Below are 12,756 nucleotides of genomic sequence, written 5' to 3'. Positions count from 1 at the left end.
TTTATATTGATTTTTTTTGTCTTTTTACACAAATTTTAATCGAAAAAAAATAAGTATTTTATTCTCATAAATTTTGAAATTATAACTATTTTTTTGGTGTGTTTTTTAAAATTTCTAAAAGAAATTTCCAAAATTTTTGGGTAGATGATATACTTGCGCGTTCATCGGGTGAATGGGCACCTCTTATAGTTGGGCCAAAAGAAATCATATCCATTTTTGGGTAGTTTTGGCCTAAAATACCACATTCTAAACCAGCATGACAAGCTTCTACTTTGGCTTTTTCGCCATATAGTTTTTCATATAATTCTGCGGCGATCTTTAAAATTTCTGAATCTAAATTAGGTTGCCAACCTGGATAGTTTCCAGAGAATTCTACTGTGAAATCTGCCAGTTCAAAACTAGATCTTAAAGAGTTTGCCAAGTCTAGTTTATTGGTTTCAGATGATGAACGAGTTAAACAACCAATTTTAATTGCACCATTTTTTACAATAATTCTAGCTATGTTGTTAGAGGTTTCTACCAAATTACTAATTGTTGCACTCATTCTATATACACCATTTAAAGCAGCATAAATAGATTTAAGTAAAACCTCTTGTGCACTCAATTCCATTACTTTTTCTGGCGCACTAATTTCTTTTAATTCAATTGATAAATTTGGTTCTAGTATTTTAAATTCTTCTTGTATTGTTTTTATTAAAGTTGCCGTTTCAAGAAGAAAAGTTTCTTTAGAGATTTTATCAACTACAACTGTAGCAGTGCTTTCTCTAGGAATTGCATTTCGCAAACTACCACCATTAATTTCATTAATTCTTAAACCAAAGTTGGTAAAACCGTCAAATAATAAACGATTCATAATTTTATTGGCATTTCCTAAACCTTTTATAATGTCCATTCCAGAATGCCCTCCATTTAAACCTTTTACAAAGATTTTATAACCAGTTGCTGCTATAGGTGTGGCTTCTTCTTTATAGACTCTAGTAGCTGTAATATCTATACCACCAGCACATCCCATACCAATTTCATCATCTTCTTCTGTATCTAAATTTAACAGAATGTCTCCTTTTAGAATACCTGCTTCCAAACCCATTGCACCTGTCATGCCTGTTTCTTCATCAATCGTAAAAAGTGCTTCTAAATTAGGGTGTTCAATTGTTTTTGATGCCAAAATAGCCATAATTGAGGCTACGCCTAAACCGTTATCTGCGCCTAAAGTTGTACCATCTGCTTTTATCCAATCACCATCAACAATCATTTGAATACCTTCTTTATCAAAATCAAAAACAGTAGCATTGTTTTTTTGATGTACCATGTCTAAATGGCTTTGTAAAACTACCGTTTTTCTGTTTTCAAAACCTTTTGTGGCAGGTTTTCTAACAATTACATTACCTACTTTATCTACAAAATTTTCTAAATTTAATTGGTTTGCAAAATCAATCATAAACTGTATTACTCGCTCTTCCTTTTTAGAAGGACGTGGTACAGCGTTTAAATTGGCAAACATATTCCAAACCTCTTTTGGTTCTTGATTTCTAACGGCTAAACTCATTATTAAATTTTAAAAATGTTGTTTTCAAAAATACGCTTTTCGTAGCGTTTTTAAAAGTTAAAACTCCTTTTAAAAAGCAAAGGAAAGTGCGTGTAAAAGGAGTTTTTGTTCTTGTGAAATACTTTTTTTTAGAAATCAATAACTGTTTCTGTTAATGGTTTTCTAACTTTTTTTAGGTCTTTCATATAATCATCTGCAGCTCTAAAACCAACAGGCATTACTAAAACCGATTTTAAATTGTGATTTTTTAATCCTAGAATTTCATCATATTTTTCTGGAGAAAAACCTTCCATTGGGCAAGCATCTATTTGTTCTGTAGCACAAACTGTCATTAAATTACCTAAAGCAATATAAGCTTGATTTTTGTTCCAAAGAAATAATTCTTCTTGTGTTTTTTTAGCAATTTCTTCAGTTAAAAAGGTTTTAAATGGTTTTATAATTTCATCTGTAGTGTTTCTTAATTGTTGTGTTAAATTAAAATAATCGTCTACTTCTTGTGTTGTGTAATTGTCTTTTACACAGATTACTAAAATGTGAGAGGCTTGCACAATTTGTTGCTGGTTCCAAGAATTTGGTAATAATTTTTCTTGAATTTCCTTATTTTTTACAACCACTAATTTTAAAGGTTGTAAACCATAAGAAGTGGCCGTTAAATTAAAGGCTTCTTTTAAAGTGTTTATTTGTGTTGCAGATAACTCTTTTTTATCATCGAATTTTTTTACTGCATATCGCCAATTTAGGCTTTCTATAATATTCATTTCCGTAAATTTAGAAATGCAAAAATACCACAATATTCTTGGTTTAATGATTGTTGTTAATTGTATAAATTGATAGAAGTATCAATTTTTTTGTACCTTGAAAACAAAAAACTATGAATGAAGATTTTCTACATTATGTATGGAAATATAAATTGTTTTCAAATGCAAATTTGAAAACTACTTTACATGAAGAACTACAAGTTTTAAAAGTAGGTTTACACAATACAAATGCGGGGCCAGACTTTTTAAACGCAAGATTAAAGATAGCAGAACAAACTTGGGCTGGTAATGTTGAAATTCATATAAAATCTTCGGATTGGTATTTGCATAAACATGAGGTTGATAAAAACTATGATAGTGTTATTTTACATGTGGTTTGGGAAAATGATGCAAGTATTTACAGGCAAAATAACCAAGCAATACCAACTTTGGTATTAAAAGATTTGGTGGCAAAAAATGTTTTAGAAAACTACAGAAGTTTATTGTTTGCTCCTCAAAAATGGATTGCTTGTGAAGCTGTTATTGCTAAAATAGATGCTTTTACTTTAGTGAATTGGAAAGAACGCTTATTTTTTAACAGATTAGAGCGAAAATCCAAAGAAATTAAAGGTTTGCTTGATAAAGAAAATTCTAATTTTGAGGCAGTTTTATTTTGCCTTTTGGCAAAAAATTTTGGTTTAAAAATTAACGGAGAGGCTTTTTTAAGATTGGCACAATCTGTAGAATTTTCTATAATTCAAAAAACTAGTTTTAATAAATTACAATTTTCTGCTCTTTTATTTGGACAAGCAGGTTTTTTAGAAGAAGATTTACAAGAAAGTTATTATGAAAAATTAAAAAATGAATATGCCTATTTAAAACATAAATTTGGTTTAGAAAGTATTCCTAAAAACACTTTTTCATTTTTTAGAATGCGTCCCAATAATTTTCCTACCCTTAGAATTGCCCAATTGGTTGGTTTATTTCAAAAGCATCAAAACCTATTTTCAAAAATAATTGCTATTCAAAACTTAAAAGATTTTTATGCCTTATTTTCTATTGAAATTGATGAGTTCTGGAAAACACATTATAATTTTGAGTCCATTTCTAAATCCTCATCTAAAAAATTAACAAAACCTTTTATAGATCTTTTGGTTATAAATACGATTATACCTTTAAAATTTTTATACGAAAAGCGCACAGGAGTAGTTAATGAAGAATTTTATTTAAGTTTACTACAACAAATAAAACCTGAGAAAAATAATATCATTTCTAAATTTAAATCTTTAAAAATAGAGGTTAATAATGCTTATGATACGCAAGCTTTATTGGAGTTGAAAAATAATTTTTGCACACCAAAACGATGTTTAGAATGTCCAATTGGTTTAAAAGTTTTAGGGAAATAGAAGAAATATTATTTATTCTAAAAATTTTTGAATTGATATGTCTTATTCAACTAAAGTAGAAAAGTGGTAGTTATTGTATCAAAAAAAAGTCTTTCAAACGTAAACTTGAAAGACTTTTTTTGGTGAATGGGTTTATTTAAATTCTAAAGTTTTATTAATAATTTCTATAAGGTCTTTATAATGGTATTTTGTTATTTTATTGATTCGTTTTTTATGCGCCGTATTTAATTGCGATTTTAAAGCATTTAATTCTCCTCTTACAATGGCTGTAATATCGTTTCCTTTTGCACTGTCGCTATTCATTAAATTTGCCATTCTATTTGTAAAATACTTTTGTAGATTTCTTTTATAAATATCAACGTTTTTTGAAGTTTTAGTTTCAGAAAAAATATGGGTTTTTAAATCAGAAATCATATCTACTGTAGCATAATTATTGGTTTGAATAACTTCTGCTTCTACTAATCTTTTTAAAGTGTTCGTATTTAAAATAGTGCTTAATATTCTTTTTTGATAACGACCTAATTTATCGGTGTAGTCTGTCTCATCAATTTTATTTAAAATATTTTTATCCAACAACCAATAAGGGGTTTCAAAAACATTTTTATTTAACCAATTTAAAGCTGCTTTTTGTTTTTCTTTTAAAACAGGTACATAAATGTCTCCAATTTGATTTGGTTTTTTATTATACTCATAAACGCCACCTATGTTACCTGCTACATGGCCAGCATATCTGCTCCAAACACTTAGTAACTCTCCATAAAGTTCATTTAAATCTTCATAATTATTGGTTTGATTAGATGTCCATTTTGGCAAGTTTTTCGCAACAATTTTAAGATTTTTTACACCATAGGTGCTAGATTTTATTTGGTCATTTCCAATTCCTTCTGTTTGTGCAGAAGGATCAAAACGTTGCCCACCAAATCTGTAAATTGGGTTCTCTGCTTTTTCTTCAATCCACTTATCTAAAGTAGCAACTTCTTCTTGTGGTGTTTTTACATTTGGTATTTTTCTATAACCCCAATTGATTGCATAATGGTCATAAGGGCCTAGTTGTCTTATAAAACGAATGTTTTTATCTCCTGGTTGTGCCACATAATTGTATCTAGCATAATCCATAATAGTTGCTGCAATTCCGTTTTTTTGAGTGAAAGCACCATTACGTAAATCTTCTGTATTATAAGCAAAGCTAGCTGCCATATTGTGAGGTAAACCTAAAGCGTGGCCAACTTCATGTGATATTACCATGCGCATCATTTCTCCAATTTCATCATCTGGTGTGTTTAACGTTCTTGCAGAAGGATTTGCAGCCCCAGTTTCTAATAAATACCTGTTTCTGTACGATCGTAAATGATTGTGATACCAAATGATATCGCTTTCTAAAATTTCTCCAGACCTTGGATCAGAAACACTTGGGCCAGTTGCATTTCTTGTGGTGCTTGCTACATATCTAATTGAAGAATAACGAATATCTTCCATACTAAATTCTGGATCTTCTTCTTTTGTTGGTGGCATTTTTGCCATAATTGCATTTTTAAAACCTGCTGTTTCAAATACTTTTTGCCAATCATTTACACCTTGCTGTATGTATTTTCTTAACTTTTTTGGAGTAGCAGGATCTAAATAATACACAATTGGCTTAATGGGTTCTACCAATTCTCCACGATTATACGCAGCTAAATCTTTTGGTTCTAAACGCCAACGTCTAATATATCTTTTGTTGTCTGCTTTTAAGGCTTCTGAGCTGTAGTCTACGTTTCCAATAGAAAAATAACCAACTCTTTTGTCGTAAACTCTAGGCATCATTGGGTTTTCTGGAAGTAAAATCATAGATTGATTAATACGCATGGTAATGGTGTTGGTGCTTGCATTACTTGGTGGTGCATCTGCATCAAAAGAAAAATCTTGAATAACTTCAATGTTTTTTGGGTAACTTTTAATAGAATTGATAAAGCTTCTTGAAGCATCTAATCTTCTAACTCGGTATCTGCTTCTAAAAGACGATGGTAAACCAGAAATAGCTTTAACATCTGATGAAAAGAATTTTGTTACATCAATTAAAACAGCTGTAGAATCTTGATTTTGAGATTTTACATCAAAAGCATAAATTACAGGTTCTAAGTTATTTGCTTTTACAGATTTGTAAATTGGTAAAGAATCGTTGGCAATTGCATTGTAAGATTTTACTTTTAAAAGAATTTTATCTTTGAAAGCTTCCCAAACAATAACTTGTGTATTTATTTTAGAGCCTGCGTTTACATAACCACCACCTAAATTTGCAGGTAACTCTTTAATTCTGGTAACTAGTAGCATTTCTTTACCAAAATAATTTTTTGGTATTTCATATAAGAAATTATTTTTAGTTTCATGAACTTTAAAAAGACCTTCGTCTGTTTTTGTGTCTTTTTTTACAAAATCTGTGTATTTTTTTGAAGTTCTTTTTTTAACTTTCGTTATTGCTTTTGGATTTTTTAAAATAGTGCTGCTTTTTGGGGAACAACTAAATAGAACTAAAAAACATACGGAGCATATAAAATATTTTTGCATTATAAGTTTGGTTAAAATTAGCGCATAAATTTATTAAATTAAGTAAGGATGCTCTCTTATGATTCTGTTAAAAAAAAAGCGTCTAAAATTTAAATTTTAGACGCTTTTTGTGTTGATTAATAGTTTTTTTAATACAAACTTTTAAACTTATTTGGGTTACTTTCATGCATTAGTTCGTAAACTTTTTCAAAAACATCTTCTGCAGAAGGTTTAGAAAAATAATCACCATCTGTGCCATAAGCAGGTCTATGTGCTTTTGCAGTTAAAGTTGTTGGTTTGCTGTCTAAAAATTGATAACCATTTTGATTCTCTAGGATTTCTTGCAAAATATAGGCAGAAGCTCCTCCAGGAACATCTTCATCTATTACCAATAATTTATTTGTTTTGGCTAAACTTTTAACACAATCTTTATGTATATCAAAAGGTAGCAAGCTTTGTGCATCTATAATTTCTATATCTATGCCTACTTGTTGCAATTCTTTAGCGGTTTCTTGTACAATTCTTAATGTAGAACCGTAAGATACTATGGTAATATCTTTCCCTTCTTTTACGGTTTCTACAACACCAATTTGTGTTTTAAAATCGCCCAAATTTTTAGGTAATTCTTCTTTTAAGCGATAGCCATTTAAGCATTCTATTACCAAAGCAGGATCATCACCTTCTAATAAGGTATTGTAAAAACCTGCAGCTTTTGTCATGTTTCTAGGTACCAAAACATGCATTCCTCTCACATTATTAATAATACCACCCATTGGTGAACCTGCATGCCAAATACCTTCTAATCGATGGCCACGTGTTCTAATAATTAAGGGTGCTTTTTGTTTACCAAAAGTTCTGTAATGTAAAGTAGCCAAATCATCACTCATAATTTGTAGCGCATACAACAAGTAGTCTAAATATTGTATTTCTGCTATTGGTTTTAAACCACGCATTGCTAAACCAATTCCTTGACCTATAATTGTAGCTTCTCTAATACCAGTATCTGCAATTCTTATGTCTCCATATTTTTCTTGCAAACCTTCTAACCCTTGGTTTACGTCACCTATATAGCCTGCATCTTCGCCAAAAATTACAAGTTCCTGATGTTTTTTTAGTAAAGCATCAAAATTATCTCTCATTATAATTCTAGCATCAACTAAATTTTGTTTTTGACCGTAAATTGGTTTTTTTTCTATTACATGTAAAGGGCTTAAATTACTCTCACTTTGTAATAATGATGAATATTTTGTGTGTGCATCTTGTAAGCTGTTCTTTATAAAGTTTTGTAATTCTACTTTTTCAGAAAAATCTTCATCTTTTACATAGCGAAGTGTTTTTCTTGCAGCAACTAAAATATCTTTTCTTACAGGCTCTACAATTTTTTCTAAATCAGTCTTATTTTTTAGAATAAAATTTTTGTTTTTACTTTTTAAGGCTATTCTATCTAATAAACGAGTAGCAACCGTAAGTTCTGCCTTAATTTCGTTTAAATATTCGTTCCAAGCATTTCTTTTTGCTGTGGTAACAATCTTTTTAGCTTCTCTTTCTAGAAGAATAATTTCTTCTTCAGATTCTACAAAATTTAAGGTTTCTCCGGTTTCTGTTTCTAATTCAAAATTTAAAATCCAATCGCGCATTTGTGAAATGCAATCATACTTTTTTTCCCAAGATAATCTATCTATACTTTTATAGCGTTCATGAGAACCAGATGTGGAGTGTCCTTGAGGTTGTGTTAATTCTTTTACATGAATTAAAACAGGTACATGTGCTTCTCTAGCAACTTTAGCTGCTTGATTGTAAATGTCTATTAATTTTACGTAATCCCAACCATTTACTACAAAAATTTCAAAACCTTTATTTTTTGGGTCTCTTTGAAAACCTTTTAAAATTTCTGAAATATTTTCTTTTGTAGTTTGATGTTTGGCGTGTACAGAAATTCCATATTCATCGTCCCAAACGCTCATAACCATAGGAACCTGCAATACACCAGCTGCGTTTATAGTTTCAAAAAATAAACCTTCACTAGTACTTGCATTACCAATTGTACCCCAAGCAATTTCATTACCAGCAATAGAAAATTTAGTTTGGTTTTGTACGCTTTTTTCGTTTCTATAAATTTTAGAAGCTTGCGCTAAACCTAGTAAACGTGGCATTTGAGCTGCTGTTGGTGAAATATCTGAACTAGAGTTGTATTGTTGTGTTAAGTTTTTCCAACTTCCATCTTTATTTAAACTATGCGTTGCAAAGTGACCGCCCATTTGCCTACCTGCAGACATGGGTTCTAATTCTATGTTAGTGTGCGCATATAAACCAGCAAAAAATTGTTGGGCAGATAGTTCTCCTAAAGCCATCATAAAGGTTTGATCTCTGTAATAACCAGATCTAAAATCGCCTTTTTTAAAAGCTTTGGCCATGGCTAATTGAGGTACTTCTTTACCATCGCCAAAAATACCAAACTTTGCTTTTCCTGTTAATACTTCTCTTCTTCCTAATAAACTGCATTCTCTGCTTATTCTTGCAATTTTATAATCGTGCAGAACTTCAGCTTTAAAATCTTCAAATGATAAGTCTGTCTTATTTTTAGAAAGTGTTTTATCAAGCATTTTTTATGTTTTAAAGTTTTGCAAAGGTAGTTTTTTTAGTTGATATTTAAAAATATAAATATTTATTAAGTATTTTGCAGTATAAAATCATTTTAATTGATTTTTATTACGAATAATGCAAAAAAAAGATGTTTTTCTATTAGGTTTATAGAAATCCTCTTCTAAAAAAATTAATTACTCTTCTAAGATCTCCAGTAAAGGTGAATCTTATTTTTTCTGGGTAAGATGCTTGTCCAATTTCCCAGCCGTTATTTGAATAAAGTGGAAAATATAATTCAAATATATTATGAATAAAGTTAAATCGAATTCCGTTTTCATAACCAAAGAAAATAGGACTTTGTTTGTTTTTTAGAAAAGCAATGCCGTTATAAAATTCTGCCCAACGCCATAGGCCAATGCTAGAGTTTAAAGACAGCGTATATTGGTTGGCAAATCTTGTAGGTAAAACAGATTTAAAACCACCTTCTGCTATAATAAATTGTTGGCTAAAAATACCTGAATTTTCTGAACGGCCAAAATAGTTTAATTCAAACAAATAATCGTTTGCCCTGTCTAAACCAAAACTAAAATAATCTGACTGTGTATTGTTGTGTAAAAAAGCACCTGCAAAAACTCTAAAATCTAATTGTGTATTAGAAGTGGTAAGTTTTCTGAACCTAATATCTGCAGAAAGTTTAGAGAAGTTTTGGGCAAACTCTGCATTTATTTTATATCTTTTTTCATTAAGAATGTTAGGGTCTATAAAATTATAACTTAAATTAAATACACTATAATTATCTTCATCTGTTAAAAATTGATTTTGGACAACTTCCCTGTCTATATGCACTATTTTTGCTCTTATATATTTTTCTGTGGCATCTCTTAAAGATTTTCTTTTAAAAGAGATGTCTACAAATGGGTTTAAAGAACTGTACGATAAGTTTGGTGCATATTGAAAAGTGTTACCAGCAATACCATAGGCAATTTTATAGATACTCGTTTTTTCAAAAAATTGATTATAACGTAAAGAGAATGAGCCACTTAATTTCCTACTTTTAAAAGCGTAACCAGGAGCAATTTTAAATTCTAAATTTCTTTTAATTAAGGGTTTATTATCTATTTTTAATCCTAAAATTATACCATCATAAAAGTTATATCTAGTTACAGGTTGATAAAAAAGTTGATTATAATCTGGAGCTTTTACGTCTTTTATTAAGGTGAATTTAAACGGTTTATTAAATAGTTTTTTATCTAAATTAAAATAATTGTCTAACGTGTTGTATTCTGGATAAATGTTTTCGTAATTCAGTGCTAATTTGTCAAATTCTCCTTTTGGTAGGGTGTAGGTTTGGTTTTTATCAATGCCTGTAAGCCATTTTTTAAAAACTATATTTTCTTCTTTAAGGCCATATAAAGCCACAGGAGTTGTTATGTTTCTTTTGTTTTTAATAGTAACTTTTAAACTGTCTTTACTAGTGCTCACAGATTCTATTTTATAATCTATTTTTTTGTTTGTTTTTAAATAGTCTTTAAAAAACCAATTGATATCTTTTGTACTATTTTTGGTTAAAATGTTTTCAAAATCTGCAGTGGTTGCAGCTTGTTTTTTGCTTTTTTGATAAAATTCTTTTAGAGATTTATTTAACGTGCTATCTCCTAAAAAACCTCTTAAGTATGTGAAGCCTAAGCCTGCTTTATAAGGACTAACTATGGTTCTATTAAAATTAGATAATGAATCAGCAGAAGTTGTAAGCGCTTGATCTAAAAACTTTCTGGCAGTAAATTGGTATATAAAAGGGTATTTTTTATTGAACTGAAGTTTAGAGATGTTGTACCGTTTTAAGAACCAAGAATCAGACATTTTACCTAGTAATTTTACTTCTGGGTAGTGTTTATTTACATATTCTATCATTAAATAATTATGCAAACCATCTATAAGCCAATAATCTTTCCTTTTGTTTAATAAAAGTGTTTTAGAAATATATCTTTTAGAAAGTGCTTTAAAAAGTGTTAAATCGTATTTAAAAACATCAGAAAAAGGTCTAATAAACTTAGGCAGCTGATTTAAACCATAAACAGGGCTTTTTCTGCGCATTACTTCATCAATAAAAACTTTATCTATAGGCAAAGGACCTAAGAATTCTTCTAAATAACTGAGCTCTCTGTTTAAAATATCTTTCGTTATTTTTTCATTTATTTCGTTATTAAAAATATCAGTTTCTACGGTATGTTTATCTGTAGAAAAGGTTTTAAAATTACTTTTGTTTTGAATGTAAACAATAACATCTTTTTGATTTTTTCCAGTAAGCAGGTATGTGTTATTGTCTTTTTTTATTTTGTTTAAACTTGTATTAAGCGTAAGGTTATTGGGTAGCTTAAACTCAATATTAAAAGTAGTAAAGTTTTCATACAAATCATCTAAATTAAGATTGCTCATATAGTGCCAATCTTTATTATAAATAGCTGGCGTTATGTACCAATATCTTAAGCGATACAAATTTTTACTTTGACCATAATCTGTAAATTTTAAATTTGGAATTTTTACAACGTAGGTAAGGTTTATTTTTCTGCTTTCATTAGGTTTTAGAGGCGTATTTAAAAAAAGTTTTAATACATCTGGTTTGTTTTCTAATGTTTCGTGTTTTATGCTACTAAAATTAACTGTAATGTTTTTTATACTTGTATGCCCTAAATCTTTTGGTTTACTAAAATAAAAGGCTCTTTTAAAGTTTTCTATAAACCTATTGGCTAAAGGTGTTTTTCTATCTTTATAACTATTTGGCCAATTATTTAAATAAATTTCTTTTAAGGGTTTATTTGATGTGTTAAAATATATTATTTCTTGCTGAATAGCAATTGTGTTTTTATCTGTATTTAAGCTTGCTTTAATGGTAATGTTGTTTTGTTGTGCACATAAGCAAGCACAAAAAAGTAAGAAGAAAACAGGTATATAAAAACGATTTTTCAAATATATTTTAATAATTTTTAAGAATTTAGACTATGTACTTTTAAACAAAGTAGATCCTTTTCATGTTTGTGGTATTTGATAGATTCATAATTTGTTTGCTAACCAATAGAAAAGCCTATTTGTAAAACAACTATCTTTTATAAAAAATATTGTTGCTATTATTAAATGTTACGTTTTTTTAACTTTAAGATTATGATTACCAGTTTTTCTATTGGGAAGAACAATACTTTTATTTGTATTGTGAAAATTGTTTAAAAATTTGGTTTTAATTGGTATTTCGCATAAAATTTGTTCAAGTGTTCTAAAGCTTCTTCTGCTGTATCTACCACTCTAAATAAGTTTAAGTCTTTTTCGGAAATGTTACCTTCTTCTAAAAGCGTATTTTTAATCCAATCTAGCAAACCACCCCAGAATTTTTTACCTACCAAAACTATCGGAAAACGTCCAATTTTGTGTGTCTGAATTAAGGTTATTGCCTCAAAAAGTTCATCCATAGTACCAAAACCACCAGGCATAACCACAAAACCTTGAGAATACTTTACAAACATTACTTTTCTAACAAAAAAGTAATCGAAATCTAAACTTTTACCTGGATCTATCCAAGGATTGTCATGCTGTTCAAAAGGTAAATCTATATTTAAACCTACAGAAATTCCTTTTCCACGATTTGCACCTTTATTACCTGCTTCCATTATTCCTGGGCCACCACCAGTAATTACACCATAACCGTTTTGGGTTAATTGAAACGCGACTTCTTCTGCTAATTTATAATAAGGATGCTCTGGTTTTGTTCTTGCAGAACCAAAAATGGAAACACAAGGTCCAATTTTACTAAGTCTTTCATAACCATCTACAAATTCTGCCATTATTTTAAATATGGCCCAAGAATCGTTAGTTTTTATTTCATTCCAGGTTTTTTGTTGTAATTTTTCTCTTATTTTTCTATCGTCGTTTGTCATTTTAAATATTTTTCTTTTGTTATTTTTTTGTAAAG

7 protein-coding genes are annotated in these 12,756 nt (G+C 29.4%); 1 reads left to right on the top strand and 6 read right to left on the bottom strand.

Annotated features, from left to right (window positions below; genetic code table 11):
* Nucleotides 1–85: 85 nt before the first annotated feature.
* The gene (locus tag Q0762_RS08285; RefSeq protein ID WP_298765896.1) at nucleotides 86–1,546 is read right to left on the bottom strand and encodes an aminoacyl-histidine dipeptidase; all 1,461 of its coding nucleotides are present in this window, start codon (nucleotides 1,544–1,546) and stop codon (nucleotides 86–88) included.
* Between the two features lie 128 nt (nucleotides 1,547–1,674).
* Nucleotides 1,675–2,304: an NAD(P)H-dependent oxidoreductase gene (locus tag Q0762_RS08280; protein ID WP_298765864.1), complete on the bottom strand. Its 630-nt coding sequence runs from the start codon at nucleotides 2,302–2,304 to the stop codon at nucleotides 1,675–1,677.
* Between the two features lie 113 nt (nucleotides 2,305–2,417).
* On the opposite strand from Q0762_RS08280, the gene Q0762_RS08275 reads away from it, so the two are divergent.
* Nucleotides 2,418–3,689, top strand: coding sequence for a DUF2851 family protein (locus Q0762_RS08275; protein ID WP_298765862.1), 1,272 nt, complete (start codon nucleotides 2,418–2,420; stop codon nucleotides 3,687–3,689).
* Nucleotides 3,690–3,821: 132 nt separating this feature from the next.
* Here Q0762_RS08275 and Q0762_RS08270 read toward each other — a convergent pair whose 3' ends face one another.
* The 4 genes from Q0762_RS08270 to Q0762_RS08255 form a co-directional block, all read right to left on the bottom strand.
* Nucleotides 3,822–6,233 (bottom strand): zinc-dependent metalloprotease, encoded by a 2,412-nt coding sequence (locus tag Q0762_RS08270; RefSeq protein WP_298765860.1) that lies wholly within the window; start codon nucleotides 6,231–6,233, stop codon nucleotides 3,822–3,824.
* Between the two features lie 128 nt (nucleotides 6,234–6,361).
* Nucleotides 6,362–8,815, bottom strand: coding sequence for a thiamine pyrophosphate-dependent enzyme (locus Q0762_RS08265; protein WP_298765858.1), 2,454 nt, complete (start codon nucleotides 8,813–8,815; stop codon nucleotides 6,362–6,364).
* Between the two features lie 145 nt (nucleotides 8,816–8,960).
* Nucleotides 8,961–11,762 (bottom strand): aminopeptidase, encoded by a 2,802-nt coding sequence (locus tag Q0762_RS08260; protein ID WP_298765856.1) that lies wholly within the window; start codon nucleotides 11,760–11,762, stop codon nucleotides 8,961–8,963.
* Between the two features lie 251 nt (nucleotides 11,763–12,013).
* The gene (locus Q0762_RS08255; protein WP_298765853.1) at nucleotides 12,014–12,721 is read right to left on the bottom strand and encodes a TIGR00730 family Rossman fold protein; all 708 of its coding nucleotides are present in this window, start codon (nucleotides 12,719–12,721) and stop codon (nucleotides 12,014–12,016) included.
* Nucleotides 12,722–12,756: the final 35 nt, after the last annotated feature.

This window comes from uncultured Polaribacter sp. (assembly GCF_947495205.1).
Lineage (GTDB): Bacteria > Bacteroidota > Bacteroidia > Flavobacteriales > Flavobacteriaceae > Polaribacter.
This window is presented reverse-complemented; position numbering and strand designations above follow the sequence as displayed.